The sequence below is a fragment of the Tabrizicola caldifontis genome (assembly GCF_004762095.1).
Classification (GTDB): Bacteria; Pseudomonadota; Alphaproteobacteria; order Rhodobacterales; family Rhodobacteraceae; genus Tabrizicola; species Tabrizicola caldifontis.
This window is the reverse complement of sequence record NZ_SIJH01000018.1, coordinates 1-21,334: the sequence shown is the minus strand read 5'-3', so window position 1 is coordinate 21,334 and position 21,334 is coordinate 1. Positions and strand designations below refer to the sequence as shown.

The following is a 21,334-nucleotide window of genomic DNA, read 5'->3' as shown; positions in this document are numbered from 1 at the left end:
CTCTCTTTGTCTTCGATATAGGCGACGCGCGCAGAATTCCAAAGCAATGATGAACGACTTCTCCGGGGTGTGACATGACCGACGATCTGAAGGCCTGGGAGGCCCTTGCCACGAAGGAACTTAAGGGCGCTGCGCCCGACAGCCTGAACTGGCAGACGCTGGAGGGAATCACGGTGAAGCCGCTTTACACGGCGGCGGACGTGCAGGGCCTGCCGCAGATGGGCGAATTGCCGGGATTGCCACCCTTCACACGGGGCGTGCGCGCCACGATGTATGCTGGTCGACCCTGGACGATCCGGCAATATGCCGGGTTCTCGACGGCCGAGGAATCGAATGCCTTCTACCGCAAGGCGCTGGCGGCGGGGCAGCAGGGCGTCTCGGTCGCCTTCGACCTTGCCACCCATCGCGGTTATGACAGCGACCACCCGCGCGTTGTGGGCGATGTGGGCAAGGCGGGCGTGGCAATCGATTCCGTCGAGGACATGAAGATCCTCTTCGACGGTATACCCCTGGAAAAGATCAGCGTTTCCATGACGATGAACGGGGCGGTCATTCCGATCCTCGCAAGTTTCATTGTGACGGGGGAAGAGCAGGGTGTGCCGCGCGCCGCCCTGTCGGGCACCATCCAGAACGACATCCTGAAGGAGTTCATGGTGCGCAACACCTACATCTATCCGCCCGAACCCTCGATGCGGATCGTTGCCGACATCATCGAATACACCAGCCGCGAGATGCCCAAGTTCAACTCGATCAGCATCAGCGGCTACCACATGCAGGAGGCCGGCGCGAACCTGGTCCAGGAACTGGCCTTCACGCTGGCGGATGGCAAGGAATACGTCCGCACCGCCGTAGCCCGTGGCATGGATGTAGATGATTTCGCCGGCCGATTGTCGTTCTTCTTTGCCATCGGCATGAACTTCTTCATGGAAGTTGCGAAGCTTCGCGCTGCGCGGATGCTGTGGCACCGGATCATGGCCGGCTTCGGGGCAAGGAAACCGTCCAGCCTGATGCTGAGAACCCACTGCCAGACCTCGGGCGTCAGCCTTCAGGAACAGGATCCCTACAACAATGTGGTGCGCACCGCCTACGAGGCGATGGCGGCGGTGCTGGGCGGCACACAGTCGTTGCACACCAATGCCCTGGACGAGGCGATCGCGCTGCCCACCGAATTCGCGGCGCGGATCGCGCGCAACACCCAGCTGATTCTGCAGGAGGAAACCGGGATCACCCATGTCGTCGATCCGTTGGCAGGCAGTTATTATGTGGAAAGCCTGACCAACCAGCTGGCCGAAGAGGCCTGGAAGCTGATCGAGGAAGTCGAGGCGATGGGTGGCATGACCAAGGCCGTGGCCAGTGGCATGCCGAAGCTCAGGATCGAGGAATCGGCGGCGCGCCGGCAGGCGATGATCGACCGGGGCGACGAGGTGATCGTCGGGGTCAACAAGTATCGCAAGGACAAGGAAGATCCGATCGACATCCTGGATATCGACAACATTGCCGTCCGCGAGGCGCAGATTGCCCGGCTTAAGGCCGTGCGCGACGCACGCGACGAGGGCCGGGTCGCGGCCTCTCTGGCCGAACTGACCCGGCGGGCCGCGCAGGGCGGAAACCTTCTTGAAGCAGCCATCGAAGCGGCCCGCGCCCGGGCCACGGTCGGGGAGATTTCGGACGCCATGGAAAAGGTCTTCGGCCGCCACCGCGCGGAGGTCAAAACGCTCGCCGGCGTCTATGGCGCGGCCTACGAGGGCGATCAGGGCTTTGCCCAGATCCAGAAGGATGTCGAGGCCTTTGCCGAGGCCGAGGGCCGGCGCCCGCGGATGCTGGTGGTCAAGATGGGCCAGGACGGGCACGACCGCGGCGCGAAGGTCATCGCCACGGCCTTTGCCGACATCGGCTTTGATGTGGACGTGGGCCCGTTGTTCCAGACGCCCGAGGAAGCGGCGCAGGATGCCATCGACAACGATGTGCACGTGATCGGCATCTCCAGCCAGGCGGCAGGCCACAAGACCCTGGCGCCGAAGCTGATTGAAGTGCTGAAGGCGCGCGGGGCCGAGGATATCCTGGTGATCTGCGGCGGAGTGATCCCTCAGCAGGACTATGACTTCCTGAAGGCGGCAGGGGTGAAGGCGATCTTCGGCCCCGGAACGAACATCCCCGCGGCGGCAAAGGAAATACTGGACCTGATCCGCGCGGCGCGGGGCTAGCCGCAGCTTTCCACAGGAGCGCGTTTCGCGCCGGCCTGTTGTCTCGCCTCTGGCCGTTCCGGCCAACCGGCTCGGGCGCCGGGGGTTTCACCCCCGAACCCCGGAGTATTCGGGAAGGAGCAAATCCGTTTGCTTCTTGCCAAATACGCCCGGGGGGTGGGGCAGGATGCCCCCAATGGACGAGGAGATGGCGAAGGCCGACGACGAGAGGAAGGCCTTGCGGCGCAAGCCGCGCAATGGGGTTACAGCTCGGTTTCCCCGTTAGGGCCGGGCTGATCCGGCAGCGGCGGCAGCAGCGGCGCCTTGCGGCGGATCAGGATGTCCCCGTTCGGCAACATCACCGGAGCATCGTAGTTCTTGAAATCGTCGATCAGCCGGATCAGTTCGTGCAGCCTCGGTGCGATCTCGTCACCGAAGGTCTCCAGTCTGGGGCCGATTCCGGTGAGCGCCTTTTCCATCTCGTCCAGGGCCGGCTGCATTTCCGACATCAGGCCCCGCAGGACGAGCTTCGCGCCCTCTTCCATCAGGCTGAAGCCGTCTTTCTCGGCCTCGGGCACATCAGGCGGAGTTTCCTGCGCGACGGCAGGCAAGGCGGCCAGGAACAGGGCGGGCAGCAGTCGCATGATTTCATTATGCTGAAGCGACCACGGCATTTCAAATCACATCTGGCAGGTCGATTGTCACCGGGAAATGGTCGGAAGCCTGCAGAAGTGCCTCGCGCAGTTCCGGGATCTCGGCCACCTGTGGATCGTCGAACGGGTGCCAGATCCGCCATTCGGGCGCTCTTGCCGCAAGGTCGGGTGAGACCATGATGAAATCCAGCAATGCCTCGAAATAGCGTTTCTGCGGCGCAAGGTAGAAGCGGGCGCTGGCCGGTGCAATGCTGACCCGGCTTTGCAGCGCCATTGCGGCATGCGGATCGATCAGCTGGCGCGCAGGGTCCGGGTCGGTGCCCAGAACGATTTCCACCCCGGAATGGCCGAAGAGCTTTTCGAATTCGTCGATTCCCGGACCGTCGTTGAAATCGCCCAGCACGATCAGGCTGTCGCCTGCGGCAAGATGTTCCTCGACGCGCTGCCGGATCCAGAGGCATTGCGCCAGCTGCTTGCGGCGGTTCTCGATCGACAGGCGGATCTGCGCCTCGTGCCCGATGGCACCGTAGGGGTTCTTCGACTTGGCATGCACCCCGATCAGGCGCAGGGAACGTCCGCCCGCCGTGGTCACGGCAAGTTCCAGCGGCGGCTTGGAAAAGCGGATGTTCTCGAACACGTTGTCGGCGTCGAGGTCGTAGCGGAACGTGGTGTCGAACCGTGGTGCGCCCGGCACGTCCTGGGTTGTCGAGGTCGGACCCTTCGGGTCGTGCCGGGCCGTCAGCCGATCGGGGTCGTACAGAAAGGCGATTTCCTGCTCGGTCTCGCTGGGAAAGCCGATCAGGGCCCTGCGCGCCCGGAGGTCATACTTGCGCGCGAAGTTTTCCAGCGCCTTGACGGTGGACCGTTTGCCGTTGGTGTCCGGTGCCTCGATCACCACGATGCCGTCGGCATCTAGCGCTGTAAAGACGATGCCCAGTGCCCCGAGCTGTTCGCCGCGGCTGACCTGATAGCGGGCAGAGGGCTTGTCATCCTCAAGCAAGCGGCCGTTGTTATCGAACAGGGCATTGAACCACTCGACGTTGTAGGTGGCCAGCCGCAGGGGGCGGGCGGTCGTCATGCCGCCTCGCGCGCCGAAATCTGGCGCCAGGCCTCATTGATCAGTTGCAGACGGCGTTCAGCAAGCTTGAGGGCCTCGGGCGGAACGCCGCGTGCGTTCATCACATCGGGGTGGGTATCGCGGACCAGCTGCTTCCAGGCGCGGCGCGCCTCGGCCTTCGAGGCGCCGTGCGGCAGTCCAAGCACATCATAGGGGTCGCGCGGGGCACCATCCACCAGGCGCGAACGGACGATGCGGAAGCAGGCTTCGTCAAGGCCGAATTCCTCGGCCACATGGCGCAGGAAGGCGTCCTCGCCGGGGTGATAGGAGCCGTCGGCTATGGCGATCTGAAAGAGCGCCTCGAGAATGTCCACAAGCACATGGTGGTCATCGGCGCAGATCCGGCGGCCTTCGGGGTTGAAAAGGCGGGCGATCTTGCGGGCATAGGCGTCGAAGCCCGCAACGTCCTGCCGCGCCAGGTTGAAGACGCGCGCGGCGTGGGCTTCTTCGCCTTCCGGGAAGGTGAAGATGCGGCGGAAGGCGGTGACTTCGTCGCGTGTCACGGTGCCGTCTGCCTTGGCCATCTTGGCACCCAGGGCCAGGACGGCGATGGTGAAACCGACCGACTGCTCGGGCGCGGATGCACCGCGCAGCCGGTCGAAGACCACCGACAGGGGCTCGCCCCCGGCAAGGGCGGACAGGGCTTCAGCAATTCGGGTCCAGATCGACATGGGGACAGTCTATCCCTGTGCGCGTGGCTTGTCAGAGGAATTTCTGCATCAGCACAAGGTCGATGAAACGGCCGAACTTGCGGCCCGCCTCGCGCACCCGGGCGATCTCGGCAAAGCCAAGACGGGCGTGGAAAGCAAAGCCATCGGGGTTCTCGGCCGAGACGCCGGCGATCATCTGGTGCGCGCCGGCCGCGCGTGCATGGTCACAGACCGTTGTCAGAAGGGCAGAGCCCAGGCCCCGGCCCCGGGCTTGCGGTGCCAGAAGCACGGTGTGTTCCATGCAGGTGGCATAGCCGATCCCGCCCCGGAACTGGGCGTAGGAGGCAAAGCCCAGGATTTCGCTGTCCGCAGCAACAAAGGTCGCATGGCCCGCGGCATCCCGATCGGCGATCATCCTTGCAACCTCGTCGGCGGACTTCTCTGCCGAATTGAAGGTGACGAGTGTGCCGCGGATATACGGGTTCCAGAGCGCGGCGATCGCGCTGGCATCGCTAGAGGTGGCGCGGCGTATCATGTCAGGGTCCGCGGGCCGTTCGGCGTATCAATGACCGCGCGCAGGGCGGGCGGCCCGACGCCGATTGCAACCCGCGGATCGGTCAGCGTCGGGAGAGCTGCGCGCAGGGCCCGGGCATCGGGATGGCTGACCTCCAGCCGTGCCAGCCGCAGACCGTGGTCGGGCAGGGCAGGGGCGGGGTGCAGCATGCCCTGCCAACGGATCAGAGCCGGGAAAAAGTTGTCAAAGGGAAGCCGTCCGCTTTCCGGCACGGCCATCTGCCAGCGGTAGTCGCCCCGCGCCAGTTGCATGGGCAACCCCCAGCCGGGTGGCCCATGGCGCAACGCAGCCTCCATGTCATCGCAGGCCACGATCCAGTTCGTCAGACGGGGCGGGCCGGAAAAGCGGTCAAGGTCGAACCATCGCGGTCGGTCCGGGGCTGGGGCCTCGGGATCGATGGCGATGACTTCCAGATACAGGTCGCCCAGCGACAGCAGCCGGTTGTGCGTGCCCATCGCCGGGTGCGTGCCGCCGCCTGTCATGGGCACGCCAAGTGCTGCCTGCACCGCGGCCGCCCCATCCTCCAGCCGTTCGGCAGAGACTGCGACATGGTCCAGACGCAGCATCAGGCTGCCCTTGTTACGCGGGTTTCTGCCTTCAGTGCCAGGGCTAGCGACTGGAAGCGCGCCTGAGCGACCTCGCCGAACAGTCCCTCGCCCGCTGGGGTCAGTTCGAGGCCCAGCACCCGCTTCTTCGGTTGCCAGCTGAGCCGCCCCGCCTTTGCCGGATCGCCGACCGAGAACATGGCGCCGAAGCGCATCGCCTTTCCCAGAACCTCTGCCGCCTGAATCTCGTCCTCGGACAAAAGCCGGAACATCGGTTCCAGCCGCGAGCCAGAGCGGCTGTTCTTGTAGCGGTGCAGAAGCGCAAGGCCCAGGAAGACCCGGCCCGGATGGTCGAGCCCGCCAAGGTTCGCACGGGTGGCGTTGTCGAAGCAGGCCTCGGCCCGAAAATCAGGGTGTGCGCGCCAGGTGGTGTCATGCAGCAGGCAGGCGGCCTTGACCAGGCGCAGCCTTTCCTTCGGCGCGTCGGGGAAAAGCGGCAGCAGGAATTCATACAGCTTCTTGCCGAAGCCGGGGATCCGGGCCTGAACCATCTCGGCCATGCGCGCGGCCTCGATCAAGGGGTCGCGTGCACGCAGTTTCTCGGGCATGTGTTCGTAAAGCAGCCCCTCACGGATGCCATAGGCCGAAACGTCGATCTCGGCCGGGTGGAACTGTCTGATGATTTCGCGCAGCACCTCGCAGGCGAGGGGCACAAGTTCCATCCGTTCGGCGCTGGTTCCCGTGCGGCCGCGCAGAACCGCCAGGTCGGCAACCGAAAGCCAGTCGAGCGTGTCGGTCAACCCCTTGGGCGTCATCCGGTATTCGTGCAGGACGGTCAGGGGATAATTCCGCCTCTCCATGTCAAGGCGCGCGATGACCCGCCAGCTGCCGCCGACCAGATAGATGCGTTCTCCGGCCGACTTCATCACCGACTGCGCCTCTTTCAGAACCTTGGCAATATGGGCGCGACGCTTCTTCGTGTCCTGAGACACCTGTTGCAGACGAAATGGGCCAAGCGGCGTCGAGATGCGCTTGCCCACTCGGCCATCGCCGATCCGGGCCAGTTCCATCGAGTTGCCGCCGATATCGCAGACGATCCCCTTGGCGTCCGGCCAGCCCAACAGCACGCCCTGCGCCGAAAGTCGCGCCTCTTCGTCGCCGTCGATGACATGCAGCTTCAGGCCGGTTTGGCGGGTGACCTCGGCCTGGAATTCGGGGCCATCCTCGGCCTCGCGCGTGGCTGCGGTGGCGACCACGGTCAAAGGTTCGATCTGCATGCCTTCGGCCAGCAGCGCAAATCGCTTCAGCGCAGCCAAGGCCCGGACACGGCCCTGCGGGTTCAGCCGGCCTGTTTCCGCCAGGCCCTTGCCCAGGCCGCACATGATCTTTTCGTTGTAGAAATAGGCAGGCGAACGCGCCGCGCCGTCGAACACCACCATGCGGACCGAGTTCGAACCGACGTCGATGACGCCCACCCGCGACAGGGCGCGGGCCGATGGGTCATCGAAAAGGGGCTTGCCGAACGGGCCTTCGTCTTCGTCCTCGTTCAAGGGCGCGGTGCCGTCAGCCATCACAGAATCCCCCGGGTCTTCGTGTGGCCATGGTGCCGGCCACGTCCGGTGGGGTCAACCGTGCTCCCCCAAGCGCAGCCCATGGTCACCCGACTGCGCCCTTGCTTCGGAGGTCGCCACGAGAAGTGGCGATGTCACCCGACAAACCTTGACTTCGCGATCAGTGCGCCGCGGCCGCCCCACCGGCTTCGTCGTCCTTGATCGAGATCAGCCGAGGCGCATCCTTGGCCCCGGCAGTGCCGCGGCCGGACAGCGAAGGATTTTCCATGAAGAACTGGTGGCAGCTGAACAACTGTCCGTCTGCGGGGTTGAGATCGCGTGAATAGCTTCCGTCAGGCGCCAGAACCCAGCTTTGCGCCTCGTCGCGTAGGTTCGCGGCCATGATCTGGGTCAGGATCTGGTTCTTCACCGTCGGGTTCAGCGCCTCGACCAGGGTTTCCACCCGGCGCAGCAGGTTGCGGCCCATCCAGTCGGCCGACGAGAAGAACACTCGCGCCTTCCTGGCCGGCAGACCGTAGCCGTTTCCAAAGCAGACGATGCGCGAATGTTCAAGAAACCGTCCGACGATGGACTTTACCCGGATGTTTTCCGAAAGCCCCTTCACGCCGGGACGCAGCCCGCAGATGCCGCGAATGACGAGGCTGATCCTCACGCCAGCCTGACTGGCCGAATAGAGGGCGTCGATCACGTCGGGCTCGATCAGGGCATTCATCTTGGCCCAGATTTCCGCCGGTCGTCCGGCGCGCGCGTGCTCGGCCTCGGCCGCGATCAGCTCCAACAGGCGCGGCTTCAGGGTGATCGGCGAAATCGCAAGGTTTTCAAGGCCCTCGGGTTGCACATAGCCCGACAGATAGTTGAAGACCTTGGTCGCATCGCGCCCCAGCGCCGGGTCGCAGGTGAAGAAAGACAGATCGGTGTAGATGCGCGCGGTGATCGGATGGTAATTGCCGGTGCCGTAATGCGTGTAGGTCACCAGTTGGTCACCTTCGCGCCGCACGACCGTGCTGATCTTGGCATGGGTCTTGTAGTTGACGAAGCCATAAACGACATGGGCGCCCGCGCGTTCCAGCCGTCGCGACTGGCGGATGTTCGCGGCCTCGTCGAACCGCGCCTTCAGTTCGACCAGCGCTGTGACCGACTTGCCGTTCTCGGCCGCCTCGCACAGCGCCGAGACGATCGGGCTGTCCCATGAGGTGCGATAAAGCGTCTGCTTGATGGCCAGCACGTTCGGATCCCGCGCCGCCTGTTCCAGGAAGCGGATCACCATGTCGAACGTCTCGTAGGGGTGATGCAGCAGCATGTCCTTCTGCCGGATGGCGGCGAACATGTCGCCGTCGTGGTCCTGCACCCGTTCGGGCACTCGGGGGGAGAAGGGGGGCCACATCAGATCCTTCCGGCTGGGAAGGATCAACTCCTTCAGGTCGGCCACGCCCAGCAGACCCTTGACCTCGACCACCTCGTCCTCGGTGACGCCCAGTTCCTCCATGATCAGCGCGCGCAATTCCTCGGGTGCGCCCGCGGACAGTTTCAGCCGGATCACCTCGCCCCGGCGGCGACGTTTCAGCGCGGTCTCGAATTCGCGGACCAGATCCTCGGCCTCGTCCTCCACTTCCAGATCGCTGTCGCGCAGGACACGGAAGGTGCAGTGCCCGCGGTCGGTATAGCCGGGGAAAAGCATGTTGAGGTGCAGAAGCAGCAGTTCCTCCAGCGGAAGGAAGCGATGCTCGCCCTCCTTGCCCGGCAGGGGAACGAAGCGCGCGATCTGCTGCGGAATCGGCAGAAGCGCCTTCAGCGGACGGCGATCGGTGACGCGTTCAAGCTCCAGCGCCAGCGAAAAGCCGGTGTTGGGGATGAAGGGGAAGGGGTGTGCCGGGTCGATCGCAAGTGGCGACAGAACCGGGAAGACATTGTGCAGAAAATGATTTTCCAGATGCTTCAGGTCGCGCGCTGTCAGTTTCGAACGGCTGAGGATACTGATGCCTTCCGCCTCCATTGCCTTGCGCAGGCGGTTGAAGGTGCTTTGCTGGGCCTGCATCAGGCGGCGGGCGTCGGCGTTGATCAGCTGCAGCTGTTCAGCCGGGCTGCGGCCGTCTTCCGAAAGCGTGGCGTTGCCGTTCCTGACCAGTGCCCGCAGGCCGGCGACGCGCACGGTGTAGAATTCGTCCAGGTTGGTGGCCGAGATCGACAGGAAGCGCAGCTGTTCCAGAAGCGGCACGGCGGGGTTCGCGGCCTCTTCCAGCACCCGCCAGTTGAAGGCGAGCCAGCTGAGTTCGCGATTGAAGAACCGCCCCGGCCCGGCGGTTTCCGCAAAGGGAAGCTCGACCGGTGCGGGAAAGGGGGACGTTAGGAAATCGGCCTGGGTCATGGCTGGCTTATGCCGCGCGGTTGGTGACGGAACGATGACAGTCTTTCATCGGCGCCTTCGCCTGTCCAGCGGGGCAGCGGCGGGCGACCGGGCCCATGGCACGAGGAACAGGCAGTCGGATAAGGGAAAGACGAAACCAGCAGCGGCGTGCGAAGCTTCGGTAAGGAGGGGCGCACCCGAAGCGATCGGGAACGCTGTGTCAATCGCCGGAATTTCCGGCCTGTACCGGACGTTCCATCCGCCTTCCTTCCGTCGCTTCCAGCGGGCGTTGATCCTGAGCCCCGGACCTGCGGTCGCGCCCGGATCAGGACATGTCCGGCAGATCGTCGGGGCCTTCGCCGCCAAGCAGTTCGGCAGCCAGCGCGCGGGTGATCGGGCGCCCGCGGGACAGCGCGGCTGCGTCCAGGGCCGCGACCAGCGCCCGTGCCGCGCCGATCGACCGGGGCATGCGCGCCACCAGATAGGGGATGAGGTTCGCAGGCACCGAAACCTGCCGGTCGGAGAAAAGCTTGACCAGAACCGCCGACAGAAGAGCGTCGTCCGGACCTTCGATATGCGCCACTGCGGCGGCCTGCATCCGGCTGAGCAGATCGGGCAGCTCAAGCCCCCAGTCGCGTGGCGGAGTGCGCGCCGTCACCAGAAGTGCGCCGCCGGTCGTGACGATGTTGTGCAGATGGAACAACGCGGTTTCGGCAAGGCCGGGGCGGTCGGCATCCTCGACCGCCACGCAGCGCCCTGCGAAGGCGGAAAGGTCGGCACCGGCAAGCTCGGCCGCCGGCAGGATCAGCCCGCCGGTCATCGCCGCCCAGATCGTGACAAGATGCGTCTTGCCCGCACCCTCGGGCCCGACGAGCATCAGCTTGCGCCCGGGCCAGTCGCGCCAGCTGTCGATGCTGTGCAAGGCCAGCGCGTTCGACGGCGCGACGAGGAAATCGGCCCGGGTCATCGCCTCGCGCCCGGGCAGGTCAAAGGCCAGCTGGCGGATCAAGTGGCGTCCCCACCCGAAGCCTTTCGGCTGCGTCTTGCGCGCGGAGCCGGCGGCGTACTGTCGGCAAGGGCCGAGGCGCCGCGGTACAGCAGACTTGCACGGTATTGCTCGATTCCGAAGCGGGTCAGTACGCCGATGGCTGCGGCGACCGGCACGGCCACCAGCATGCCGACGAAGCCGAAGACCGAGCCGAAGGCCGACAGCGCGAAAAGAAGCCAGACCGGGTGCAATCCGACCGACTTGCCCACCAGCTTGGGCGTCAGGATGTTGCCCTCGATGAACTGTCCGGCGGCGAAGATCGCCGCGATGATAGCGATCTGCACCCAGTCCCCCCAGAACTGGAACAGTGCCAGCCCCACGGCCAGAACCCCGCCGACGATCGAGCCGACATAGGGAATGAAGGTGATCGCCCCGGCTATGGCGCCTACGACAAGGCCGAACTGCAGACCGGCCAGCATCAGCGCCACGGCATAGAACGTGCCAAGCGCAAGGCAGACCGAGACCTGCCCCCGCACGAACCCCGCAAGCACCGTGTCGATCTCGCTGGCCAGGCGGCGGATCGTGGGTGCGTGGTCAAGTGGCAGCATCGAATCGATCCGGGCCACCATCCGGTCCCAGTCCAGCAGCAGATAGAAGGCCACGACCGGCACAACCACGATGAAGACCACGACCGAGATGAAGCCGAGCGCGCCGCTCACTACGCCTTGCACCAGTTGACCACCGCGCGACTGGATCGCCATGCCGATCTCGGCCAGGGTCTGCCGGATGGCCGAGGTCGAGTCGGCCAGATCGGGGAACCGTTCCAGCAGGAAGCCCTGCAGGCGTCGGGCGATGTCGGGGGCGGCGTTCACCAACGCGGTCAGCTGGTTGACCAATGTGGGTATGACGGCCAGCACCAGCAGGATCACGAGGAGCAGCGCAATCAGCGAGATCAGCGTGGTCGCGGCTGCACGCCCCAGGCCCAGACGCTCCAGCCGGTCGGCGATGGGGTCAAGAAAATAGGCGATCGCGCCGCCCACGATGAAGGGCAGCAGCACGTCACCCAGGAACCACAGCAGCAGCAGGAAGACCGCCGCGGCGATGCCCCAGTAACGGATCTGGTCTTTGGCGGGCAATGCCATGTGGGGATCCTTTCGGCTGCGCCACAGATATCGCCCTTGGCGGAGAGCTGCGCAAGGGCCGGGTTTCCGGCGGAAATTCGCTGTCAGCACCCGCTTAGTCACGGGTGCCTAAGCCCCGGGCCGATGGACTGGGGCGGCGGCGGCGGGCAGGTGGGCGTCGTCCGGGGCGCGGTGTCCCGGCAGACCGAAAGGCAGACGCGATGCAGAAACTGATCCTCCCCCTCTCTCTGGTCGTCCTGACCCCGATGGCGGCGCTGGCGATGCCCGCCGTGGGCGACCTGATCGGCACTGATCCCGAAACCGCAAAGGCCGCGCTGGAGAAGGTCGGCTGCATGGTGGGCGAGTTCGAGGCCGAGGGCGGCAAGATCGAGGCCAAGTGCAAGGACACGGCCACCGGCAAGATGATGGAGGTCTATCTGGACCCCGCCACGGGCAAGGTCGTCAAGATCTCGGGCGAGGAGTAAGATGGCTGCCCCCCGGAGCTCGTATCCCGGGGCGATCCCGGCTGGGCGGCGCGATGCACCGCCCAGTCTTTGGGACCCGGTCGTGCGCATCACGCATTGGGGGATAGCGGTGTCGGTCCTGTCGAATGCCCTTCTGAATCGAGGCGGCAGCGTGACTCATGTCACGCTGGGCTGGATCGTCATGGCCTTGCTGGTGCTGAGGTTGCTCTGGGGGCTGGTGGGGCCCGACGAGGCGCGGTTCTCGGCTTTCCCGCCGAACCCCCTGGCGGCGCTGGCACATCTGCGTGAACTGGTGACGGGGCGGGTTCGCGACTATCCCTCGCACAACCCCGCCGGGGCGCTGATGGCCTATGCCTTCTGGGCCACGCTGCTGGTGGTGACGGCCACCGGTCTGGTGATGACCGGCGGTGCGACACCGATGCAGGTGGCCAATGACAAGGCGGCGGTTGCATCCGGCGACTGGTCTGCTTTGATCCGTGAAGGTGGCGAGGAGGACGAGTCGGAACTCTCCGACGCTGCCAAGGAGGTACATGAAGTGGCCGCGAACCTGCTGCTGATCCTGGCCGCCCTGCATGTGGCGGGGGTCTTCGTGGAAAGCCGCGCCATGCGGCGTAACCTGGTTGCGCCGATGGTGCTGGGCGAAAGAAAGAAATGAGCGCTGAACCTGGTCTACGCAGCGCAGGGCGGCGCCAGGCTGTCGCCCTGTCAATCTTCCTGCTGGTCCAGACACTGGGCACGGTGTTCTTTGTCGGGGACGTGATCGGCGATCTGAGGGCGGAGCCGACCTCTTTCCATTTCATCTTCGAGGCCTTGGTGACCTCGGCCCTTGTGCTGGGTATCCTGTTCGGGGCCTTTGCGCTGCGCCGCACGATCGAGCTGCTGCGCGCGCAGGAGCAGGCGCTGGACGTGGCGCGGGGTGCGCTGGCCGAAGTGATCGACCGCCAGTTCGAGGCCTGGGCCCTAACGCCGGCGGAACGCGACGTGGGTCTGCTGGCGCTGAAGGGGCTGGATGTGGCCGAGATTGCGGGTCTGCGCGGCGCGGCGCAGGGCACGGTGCGCGCACAGCTGACGCGGATCTATGCCAAGGCCGGCGTCTCGGGCCGTGCCCAGTTCGCAGCGTTCTTCGTCGAGGATCTGCTGGGCGCTGGCGTGCCCAAGACGGCCGCTGAGGCCGCCCAATAGCTGGCGGGCGGCACGGTCCCCGCTCAGGCGCGCAGCGAGAAGCCGCGGGCCAGATGATGCCGCACGAACCAGATCATCGCCATGCCCGGCAGAAGCGAAAGGCAGGTCATTGCCATGACCATGCCGATGTCGGTCTGAAAGCCGAACATGGCCTGGATCGCCATGGTGATCGGCTTGCCCCCGGTCACGGTCAGGATGCGGGCGAACACCACCTCGACCCAGGAGAAGATGAAGCAGAAGAAGGCCGCCACACCGATCCCGGGCGCGATCTGGGGGATCAGGTGGCGCAGGAAGAAGCCGGGGGCCGAATGGCCATCCAGAAAGGCGGTCTCGTCGAATTCGGGCGGCACGGCGCGGATGAAGCTTTCCAGGATCCAGATCGCCACCGGCAGGTTGAACAGGCAATGCACCAGCGCGATGCCGACGGGCGAATTCACCAGGCCGATCCGGGCAAAGAGGATGAAGATCGGCAGCGACAGCACCACCGGCGGTGTCACCCGGAAGACCAGGATGGCCAGCAGGAAATGCCGGTCTCCGGTGAAGCGGAAGCGCGCCAGCGCATAGGCCGCAGGCAGCGCCACGGCGATGCAGAGCGCGACGTTCAGAAGCACATAGACAGCCGAATTGACCATCGCCGCGCGAAGTTCCGGCGCGGCCAGCACCGCGCGGTAGTTCATCAGGCCGATTGCTCCCTCGGCCACATTCGGGCGGGGAAGGGTGGCGGTAAAGCTCAGGATCACCGCCTGGACCAGCGGCAAAAGGATGAAACAGGCCAGCGCCAGAAGGGCAAGCGCGCGGATCATGCCGACCGAGCCCCCTGTTGCCCCCGCGTTGCCAGGACGAAGGCCCAGACCACGGCAAGGACGATGAGGAAGTAAAGGCTCGCCCGTGCGGCAGCCTGGCCGTAGGAAAAGCCCCTGATTTCCTCGCCCAGTTCGATGGACAGGAAGCGGGTGCTGTCGCCCGGACCCCCAGCAGTCAGGGTGAATGCCTCGGTGTAGATCATGAAGCTGTCCACGAAGCGCAGCAGGAAGATGATTGCCAGCGCACCCGCGATCTTCGGCAGTTCGATGTAGCGGAAGATGGCCCAGCGGGTCGCGCCGTCGATGCGTGCGGCCTGGCGATAGGCTGGCGGAATGGCGGACAGCCCGGCATAGGCCAGCACCACCACAAGCCCCAGCCAGTGCCAGGTATCCATGACAAGCAGCAGCGCCCAGGCATGCCAGGCGGTAGACTTCCAGTCGAAGCCCAGGGCCAGAAGCCCCGGCCCCATGAGCCCGTTCTGAGGCTGGACCAGCCCCATCCATAGCATCGGGATCATGTTCCACGGCACGACCAGCGGCATGGCTACCAGCATCAACCCCCAGACCGCCCGCGTGCCCAGGCCGACGAACATGAGCGCGACCCCGACGCCAAGCGGCACCTGTATGGCCAGCACCATCGCCGAAAACAGCAGGCTTCGGCCAAGCGAGGCGAGGAACCGGTCGGATGCAAGGATGTCGGCAAACCATTCCACCCCCACCCAATGCACGTCGGTCAGGGTGAAAATGTCGTGGAAACCGTAGTTGAAGACGGCAAGCAGCGGAACCGCACCGACCACGCCCAGCAGCAGCAGGGCAGGCAGAAGCAGAAGCCAGGCGCGATTGTCATGCGGTCGCATCACCGACAGGCGACAGGGAAGCCTTCGGGAAGTCAATGGTGGTTGCGGAATTTCCTGCGCCCGTTCCGTGCAGGATCATGCGCTTGCCCTGGCGGGGTCGGGTTCGGCAGGGCAAGGGCGGCGCGGGGCAGGGGTGGGGGCGCTGAAGGCGCTGCGTCGTTTTCGGGCCGCAAGCCGTCCGGCTTCGGCTTGGAATGACCCGGGTGCCCGGCTAGTCTTCCGGCAAAACAGGAGAGAAGCCCATGACCCGCACCGACGCCATCGCCCTGATCCGCCGCTATTACGATGCCTTCAACGCCGGGAACGCGGAAGGCATGCTTGCCTGCCTGACCGATGACATCGAGCATCGGGTGAACGAGGGCGCGCACAGGATTGGGAAAGAGAAGTTCCGCGAGTTCTGCGCCCACATGGGTGACAGCTATCGCGAGCAGCTGAAGGACATGGTGATCTTCGCCAATGACGAGGGCACCCGCGCAGCGGCGGAATTCGTCGTGCATGGCACATATCTGAAGACCGATCCCGGCCTGCCCGAGGCGAAGGGCCAGACCTATGTGCTGCCGGCCGGCGGTTTCTTCGACATCCGCGACGACCGGATTTCACGCATCACCACCTTCTACAACCTGAACGACTGGATCGCGCAGGTTTCGAAATGAACATCGACGAAATCGATGTCCGCGCGCTGCGCGGGGCCGAGCTAGAGGCCGCACTGGACGCGGTGGCCGAACTGCGGATCACCGTGTTCCGCGACTGGCCCTATCTTTATGATGGCACTCTCGACTACGAACGGCAGTATCTTGCGACCTATCGCGACAATCCTGGCGCCTTGCTGGTCGGTGCCTTTCACGAGGGCCGGCTGGTGGGCGCCTCGACCTCCACCCCGATGGAGGACCACGCCCCGGAATTCTCGGCTCCGTTCCGCGAGATGGGCATTCCCACCGACAAGATCCTTTATGGGGCGGAATCGGTGCTGCTTCGCCCCTACCGCGGGATCGGCCTTGGCCATCGCTTCATTGACCTGCGCGAGGCCCATGCCCGCGCGCTGGGCCGCACGCATGTCGCCTTCTGTTCGGTGATCCGGCCCGATGATCACCCGGCCCGGCCGGCCGTCTATCGCAGCAACGACGCCTTCTGGCGGGGCAGGGGGTATGAGCAGCTGCCCGGCGTGGTCGCGCGGTTCAGCTGGAAGGATCTGGGCGACACGGAAGAAACCGAGAAACCCTTGCAATTCTGGATGCGGTCCCTTGATTAGGAAAAAGGATCAAGGCGATGGCAGCAGAACAGCTCCCGTTCCATGCCGAAACGGGAAAGGCGGCGCTTGAACGTCTGGGGTCGCGGCCGCAGGGCCTGACGGCGGCCGAGGCCGCGCGACGGCTGGCCGAATACGGCCCCAACCGTCTGCCCGAGGTGAAACCGCGCGGACCGGTTGCAAGGTTCCTGACCCAGTTCAACAATGTGCTGATCTATGTGCTTCTGGGCGCTGCCACCGTGACGGCGCTGATGGCGCACTGGGTCGATACCGGTGTGATCCTTGCGGTCGTCCTTGCAAATGCGGTGATCGGTTTCATCCAGGAGGGCAAGGCCGAAGCTGCCATGGCCGGCATTCGTTCGCTTCTGGCGCCGAAGGCGGCGGTGCTGCGCGACGGGGTGCGGGTGACGGTGCAGGGGGCGGACCTGGTGCCCGGTGACATCGTGTTGCTGGAGGCCGGCGACAAGGTGCCGGCCGACCTGCGGGTGATCGAAGCCCGAGGGCTTGCAGCGCAGGAGGCGATCCTGACCGGCGAGTCCGTGCCGGTTGACAAGGATCCCAACCCCGTGGCGGCGGATGCTCCGCTTGGCGACCGCCGTTCGATGCTGTGGTCGGGGACGCTTGTCACGCAAGGCACGGCCAAGGGGCTGGTCGTGGCGACCGGCGCGCAGACCGAGATCGGCCGGATCGGTGGGCTTCTGGCCGGGGTGGAGCAGCTGACCACACCCCTGGTCGCGCAGATGGATCATTTTGCGCGCTGGCTTTCGTTCCTGATCCTGCTGATCGCGGCACTTCTTCTGATTTACGGCTATTTCGTCGGACACCACGACTTTGGCGAACTGTTCATGGCGGTGATCGGCGTGGCCGTAGCGGCAATTCCCGAGGGATTGCCAGCCGTTATGACGATCACCCTTGCGATCGGTGTTCAGGCCATGGCGCGCAGGAATGCCATTGTCCGCCGCCTGCCCGCGATCGAGGCGATCGGCTCGGTTTCTGTCATCTGCACCGACAAGACAGGCACCCTGACCCGGAACGAGATGGTCGTCGTGGCCGGCGAGACGCCAGAGGGTGCCTTTGCCGTGACCGGCGACGGTTATGCGCCCGAGGGCGAGATCACCCCGCCCGGAGACCTTGGCCGCCTGGGCCGGGCGGCCGCGCTGTGCAACGACGCGCATCTCCACCGCCGGAACGGCCACTGGTTTGTCGAGGGCGACCCGATGGAGGGCGCACTTCTGGCCTTTGCCGCCAAGGCCGGGGCCGCCGGCCCCGAAGAACGCCTGGATGTCGTGCCGTTCGACAGCCGCCATCGCTATATGGCCGTGCTCAGCGCCGACGGTGTGACCCGGGTAAAGGGCGCCCCGGAACGGGTGCTGCGCATGTGCCGCGACATCGACTACGGCTGTTGGCATGACCGGGCCGAGGCAATGGCCCGTCAGGGGTTGCGCGTGCTTGCCTTCGCCGAGCGGGTCGAGGGCAGTGACGAAATCGACGCGGGAACCCTGGACGGGGGGCTGACCTTCCTGGGGCTTCTCGGCCTGATCGATCCCCCCCGCCCCGAGGCGATCGCGGCGGTGGCCGAATGCCGTTCGGCCGGGATCCGGGTGAAGATGATCACGGGCGACCATGCCGGCACGGCGGCCGCCATCGCCGCGCAGATCGGGCTTGCCCGGCCAGATCGTGTTCTGACAGGGGCGGACCTGGACAAGCTGGACGACGCCGAACTGGCGATGGAGGTCATGGATGTCGATGTGTTCGCCCGTACCAGCCCCGAACACAAGCTGCGGCTGGTGACGGCGCTGCAGGCGAACGGACTGTCGGTCGCGATGACCGGCGACGGGGTGAACGACGCCCCGGCGCTGAAGCGCGCGGATGCAGGCATCGCCATGGGCCTGAAGGGATCTGAAGCCGCAAAGGAGGCGGCGGACCTCGTGCTGGCCGACGACAACTTTGCCTCGATCGCCGCGGCGGTGCGCGAGGGGCGGACGGTCTATGACAACCTCAAGAAGGTGATAAGCTGGACCCTGCCGACGAATGCCGGCGAATCCATCGTCATTGTCTTTGCGATCCTTGCGGGGCTTCTGCTGCCGCTCAGCCCGGTGATGATCCTGTGGGTCAACATGATCACAGCTATCACTTTGGGCCTGGCGCTGGCCTTCGAGCCGACCGAGGCCGGCACGATGCAGCGCCCGCCCCGCGCGCGCACTGCGCCGATCCTTTCGGGTGAACTGGTCTGGCACGTGGTGCTGGTGGCGGGGCTGTTCATTGCCGGGATCCTTGCCATGTTCAACTACGCGCAGGACCGGGGCTATTCGCTGGCCCTGTCGCAGACCATCGCAATGAACACGCTGGTCGTGCTCAAGACCTTCCATCTGTTCTTCATCCGGAACATCCACGGAACCTCGCTGACCTGGGGCGCGGTGAAGGGCACGAAGGTGGTCTGGATCGTGGTGATCGCCGTCACCGCCGCACAGTTCGCCATCACCTACGTTCCGGCGCTGCAGGTAATCCTGGGCACCGAAGCCGTGCCCTTCTGGGATGGCATCCTGATCGTTGCGGTCGGGGCGGTCTTCTTCGCACTGGTCGAGATCGAGAAGCAGATTCGCCTTGGCCTGCGTGCGGGGCCAGGTGGGGTGACCAAAGAATCCGCTTGAAAACCGGCCCTTTCGTGGGCATATGGCCGGTCTGAACCTGCGGTCCACCGCGGGCCGCGCCACATTGGAGAGACCATGGCCAAGGAAGACATTCTCGAATTCCCCGGTGTCGTGAAGGAACTCCTGCCCAATGCGACGTTCAGGGTCGAACTCGAGAACGGCCATGAACTGATCGCGACCATGGCGGGAAAGATGCGCAAGAACCGCATCCGTGTTCTGGCCGGCGACAAGGTGCAGGTCGAGATGACGCCCTACGACCTGTCAAAGGGCCGCATCAACTATCGCTTCAAGTAAATTGCGCCTTATCCTTGGATCGGGCAGCCCGCGCCGCAAGGAATTGCTGGCGCAGATGGGGATTGTGCCCGACCTGATCCTGCCCCCCGACATCGACGAAGACCCGCGGAAGGGCGAACTGCCGCGGCCCTATTGTCTGCGTCTGGCGCGGGAAAAGGCGCAGGCCGTGCCGGCGGGGCCCGAGGATGTGGTCCTGTGCGCCGATACCACCGTGGCGTTGGGCCGTCGCATCCTGGGCAAGCCCGAAGATGCCGGCCAGGCGGCGGCCTTCCTGACCGCACTGGGCGGGCGGCGGCACCAGGTGATTACCGCCGTTGCCGTACGCCGGGGCGAGCGCGTACTGACGCGGGAAAGCATGAGCGTCGTCAAGATGAAGCGGCTGTCGGATGCCGAGTTGAATGCCTATCTCGCCAGCAACGAATGGCAGGGCAAGGCCGGAGGCTACGGTATCCAGGGTTTGGCCGGGGCGCTGATTCCATGGATTTCCGGCAGCTACACGGGGATCATGGGCCTGCCCGTGGCAGAGACGGCTGCGCTTCTGACGGCGGTGGGCTATCCGGTCTGGAGGCAGTCATGAAGGGTCGGGTTCTGGTTCTGGACGAGATCGCGGGCCGTCAGGCTGCTGCGCTGATGGTGGACGGACGGCTGGAGGAACTGGCCATCGACCCGGAAGGCGACGTGATCCTGCCCGGCGCGATCTACCGTGCGGTTGCCGACCGACCGGTGAAAGGGCAGGGCGGCATCTTCGTGAAGCTGCCCCAAGGCTCGGGCTTTCTGCGGCAGATTTCCGGCGTGGCGCCGGGGCAGCGGCTTCTTGTGCAGGTCACCGGCCCGGCTGAACCCGGCAAGGCTGCCCCTGTCACCACGCGGCTGCTGTTCAAGTCGCGTTTTGCCATCATCACGCCGGACGCGCCTGGCCTGAACATCAGCCGCCGGATCCGGGACGAGGGTCTGCGGGCCGATCTTCAGGCGCTGGCCGAGACCGGGATGGAAGGGGCCGACCCGCGTCTTGGCCTGATCCTGCGCTCGGGCTGCGCCGAAGCCCAGGATGAGGCCATCGCCGAGGACATCGCCGCGATGCGCGGTCTGGCCGAGGCGGTGCTGGCCGATCTGTCCGGCGGTCCGGAGCTTCTGGTCGATGGCCCTTCGGCCCACGAGCTGGCGTTCCGCGACTGGCTCGACCCCGCGGTGGACGAGGCCGACACCGCCCCTGGCAGCTTCCAGCGGCAAGGTGTCACCGAGGCGCTGGAGGCACTGCGCAGCCCGCGTGTGGCGTTGGATGCGGGCGGGCACATGATGATCGAGCCGACACGCGCCCTGGTCGCCGTGGATGTGAACACCGGGCCGGACACGTCGCCGGCCGCGGCGCTTAAGGCCAATATCGCAGCTGCCCGCGACCTGCCGCGCCAGTTGCGCCTGCGAGGGCTGGGCGGACAGGTGGTGGTGGATTTCGCCCCGATGCCGAAGCGCGACCGGCAGGTGCTTGACCAGGTGCTGAAGGCGTCGTTCAGGGCCGAGGGCGAGACCAACCTTGCCGGCTGGACCACGCTGGGCCTTTACGAGCTTACCCGCAAGCGCGACCGTCTGCCGCTGGCCGAGGTGCTGCCATGACCTGCCCAATCTGCGGCAAGCCTACCGCCCCCGCCTACCGCCCCTTCTGCTCGCGCCGCTGCGCCGACGTGGACCTCGGACGCTGGCTGACCGAGGGTTACCGCATCCCGGCCGAGACTGCGGACCAGGCGGAAGACCTGCCCGGAGATCGCCCGGAGCAGAAGCCGCATTGAAGGGCGTTTTCCCTCTGGACAGCCCCCCGCGCCTTGGGTATCACCCGCCCACCAAACGGTGCCCAGATAGCTCAGTTGGTAGAGCAGCGGATTGAAAATCCGCGTGTCGCTGGTTCGATTCCGGCTCTGGGCACCATTTAATCCAACAAAATTAATGAACTAGGGTCAGGACCCATTGATTTTGTAGACTTGGCCTGATTCAATCTCCGAAAGGAGACTGGAGCATGAGCAACCTTTTCTGGCTGACCGACGCGCAGATGGCGCGGCTGAAGCCCTTCTTTCCCAA

Annotated in this window: 22 protein-coding genes and 1 tRNA gene; 12 read left to right on the top strand and 11 right to left on the bottom strand. The window is 65.4% G+C overall.

All coding sequences use genetic code 11. The features are described from left to right. The first annotated feature begins 74 nt into the window (after positions 1-74). On the top strand, positions 75-2,204 hold the full coding sequence (scpA, locus tag EYB42_RS14920; RefSeq protein WP_135450927.1) for a methylmalonyl-CoA mutase: 2,130 nt from the start codon (positions 75-77) through the stop codon (positions 2,202-2,204). Between the two features lie 242 nt (positions 2,205-2,446). Here scpA and EYB42_RS14915 read toward each other — a convergent pair whose 3' ends face one another. The 9 genes from EYB42_RS14915 to EYB42_RS14875 form a co-directional block, all read right to left on the bottom strand. After that, complete coding sequence (locus EYB42_RS14915; RefSeq protein WP_135450926.1) at positions 2,447-2,827, bottom strand: hypothetical protein; 381 nt, start codon at positions 2,825-2,827, stop codon at positions 2,447-2,449. Positions 2,828-2,858: 31 nt separating this feature from the next. Beyond that, on the bottom strand, positions 2,859-3,914 hold the full coding sequence (locus EYB42_RS14910; protein WP_135450925.1) for an endonuclease/exonuclease/phosphatase family protein: 1,056 nt from the start codon (positions 3,912-3,914) through the stop codon (positions 2,859-2,861). Continuing rightward, positions 3,911-4,624, bottom strand: coding sequence for a molecular chaperone DjiA (locus tag EYB42_RS14905; RefSeq protein ID WP_135450924.1), 714 nt, complete (start codon positions 4,622-4,624; stop codon positions 3,911-3,913). The genes EYB42_RS14910 and EYB42_RS14905 overlap by 4 nt, the downstream gene beginning before the upstream one ends. Positions 4,625-4,655: 31 nt before the next feature. After that, positions 4,656-5,138 (bottom strand): GNAT family N-acetyltransferase, encoded by a 483-nt coding sequence (locus tag EYB42_RS14900; protein WP_135450923.1) that lies wholly within the window; start codon positions 5,136-5,138, stop codon positions 4,656-4,658. Continuing rightward, a complete protein-coding gene (locus EYB42_RS14895) occupies positions 5,135-5,743 on the bottom strand; it encodes a VOC family protein (protein WP_135450922.1) in 609 nt (202 codons plus the stop codon). Before EYB42_RS14895 ends, EYB42_RS14900 begins: the two co-directional genes overlap by 4 nt. After that, positions 5,743-7,293 (bottom strand): Ppx/GppA family phosphatase, encoded by a 1,551-nt coding sequence (locus EYB42_RS14890; protein WP_135450921.1) that lies wholly within the window; start codon positions 7,291-7,293, stop codon positions 5,743-5,745. The genes EYB42_RS14895 and EYB42_RS14890 overlap by 1 nt, the downstream gene beginning before the upstream one ends. A gap of 160 nt (positions 7,294-7,453) precedes the next feature. Continuing rightward, positions 7,454-9,658, bottom strand: a complete 2,205-nt coding sequence (locus tag EYB42_RS14885; protein WP_135450920.1) for an RNA degradosome polyphosphate kinase — start codon at positions 9,656-9,658, stop codon at positions 7,454-7,456. A gap of 304 nt (positions 9,659-9,962) precedes the next feature. Continuing rightward, positions 9,963-10,604 carry a chromosomal replication initiator DnaA gene (locus EYB42_RS14880; RefSeq protein WP_394346498.1) on the bottom strand — a complete coding sequence of 214 codons (642 nt, stop codon included), beginning with the start codon at positions 10,602-10,604 and terminating at the stop codon, positions 9,963-9,965. Positions 10,605-10,642: 38 nt separating this feature from the next. Next, entirely contained in the window at positions 10,643-11,767 is a 1,125-nt protein-coding gene (locus tag EYB42_RS14875; protein ID WP_135450918.1) for an AI-2E family transporter, read from the bottom strand. Between the two features lie 200 nt (positions 11,768-11,967). Here EYB42_RS14875 and EYB42_RS14870 point away from each other — a divergent pair, with 200 nt between their 5' ends. The 3 genes from EYB42_RS14870 (at position 11,968) to EYB42_RS14860 (ending at position 13,413) form a co-directional block, all read left to right on the top strand. Beyond that, positions 11,968-12,231, top strand: coding sequence for a PepSY domain-containing protein (locus tag EYB42_RS14870; protein ID WP_135450917.1), 264 nt, complete (start codon positions 11,968-11,970; stop codon positions 12,229-12,231). A gap of 82 nt (positions 12,232-12,313) precedes the next feature. Further along, positions 12,314-12,886: a cytochrome b/b6 domain-containing protein gene (locus EYB42_RS14865; protein WP_240784195.1), complete on the top strand. Its 573-nt coding sequence runs from the start codon at positions 12,314-12,316 to the stop codon at positions 12,884-12,886. Continuing rightward, complete coding sequence (locus tag EYB42_RS14860) at positions 12,883-13,413, top strand: helix-turn-helix transcriptional regulator (RefSeq protein ID WP_135450915.1); 531 nt, start codon at positions 12,883-12,885, stop codon at positions 13,411-13,413. Before EYB42_RS14865 ends, EYB42_RS14860 begins: the two co-directional genes overlap by 4 nt. Before the next feature lie 23 nt (positions 13,414-13,436). On the opposite strand, the gene EYB42_RS14855 is transcribed toward EYB42_RS14860, so the two are convergent. Both EYB42_RS14855 and EYB42_RS14850 read right to left on the bottom strand, forming a co-directional pair. Then, positions 13,437-14,216, bottom strand: coding sequence for a carbohydrate ABC transporter permease (locus EYB42_RS14855; protein ID WP_135450914.1), 780 nt, complete (start codon positions 14,214-14,216; stop codon positions 13,437-13,439). Further along, complete coding sequence (locus tag EYB42_RS14850; protein ID WP_135450913.1) at positions 14,213-15,073, bottom strand: carbohydrate ABC transporter permease; 861 nt, start codon at positions 15,071-15,073, stop codon at positions 14,213-14,215. The genes EYB42_RS14855 and EYB42_RS14850 overlap by 4 nt, the downstream gene beginning before the upstream one ends. A gap of 242 nt (positions 15,074-15,315) precedes the next feature. Here EYB42_RS14850 and EYB42_RS14845 point away from each other — a divergent pair, with 242 nt between their 5' ends. The 8 genes from EYB42_RS14845 to EYB42_RS14810 all read left to right on the top strand — a co-directional run bounded on the left by EYB42_RS14845 (position 15,316) and on the right by EYB42_RS14810 (position 21,184). Beyond that, positions 15,316-15,726 carry a ketosteroid isomerase-related protein gene (locus tag EYB42_RS14845; RefSeq protein ID WP_135450912.1) on the top strand — a complete coding sequence of 137 codons (411 nt, stop codon included), beginning with the start codon at positions 15,316-15,318 and terminating at the stop codon, positions 15,724-15,726. After that, positions 15,723-16,322, top strand: coding sequence for a GNAT family N-acetyltransferase (locus EYB42_RS14840; protein WP_135450911.1), 600 nt, complete (start codon positions 15,723-15,725; stop codon positions 16,320-16,322). Before EYB42_RS14845 ends, EYB42_RS14840 begins: the two co-directional genes overlap by 4 nt. 17 nt (positions 16,323-16,339) lie before the next feature. After that, positions 16,340-18,970: an HAD-IC family P-type ATPase gene (locus tag EYB42_RS14835; RefSeq protein WP_135450910.1), complete on the top strand. Its 2,631-nt coding sequence runs from the start codon at positions 16,340-16,342 to the stop codon at positions 18,968-18,970. A 75-nt stretch (positions 18,971-19,045) separates the two neighbouring features. Further along, positions 19,046-19,264, top strand: coding sequence for a translation initiation factor IF-1 (gene infA, locus EYB42_RS14830; protein ID WP_135450909.1), 219 nt, complete (start codon positions 19,046-19,048; stop codon positions 19,262-19,264). A gap of 1 nt (position 19,265) precedes the next feature. Continuing rightward, positions 19,266-19,841 (top strand): Maf family protein, encoded by a 576-nt coding sequence (locus EYB42_RS14825; RefSeq protein ID WP_135450908.1) that lies wholly within the window; start codon positions 19,266-19,268, stop codon positions 19,839-19,841. Beyond that, positions 19,838-20,875 (top strand): ribonuclease E/G, encoded by a 1,038-nt coding sequence (locus EYB42_RS14820; RefSeq protein ID WP_135450907.1) that lies wholly within the window; start codon positions 19,838-19,840, stop codon positions 20,873-20,875. Before EYB42_RS14825 ends, EYB42_RS14820 begins: the two co-directional genes overlap by 4 nt. Further along, the gene (locus EYB42_RS14815; protein ID WP_135450906.1) at positions 20,872-21,048 is read left to right on the top strand and encodes a DNA gyrase inhibitor YacG; all 177 of its coding nucleotides are present in this window, start codon (positions 20,872-20,874) and stop codon (positions 21,046-21,048) included. Before EYB42_RS14820 ends, EYB42_RS14815 begins: the two co-directional genes overlap by 4 nt. A gap of 60 nt (positions 21,049-21,108) precedes the next feature. Next, a tRNA-Phe gene (locus EYB42_RS14810) sits at positions 21,109-21,184 on the top strand. Positions 21,185-21,334 lie beyond the last annotated feature (150 nt).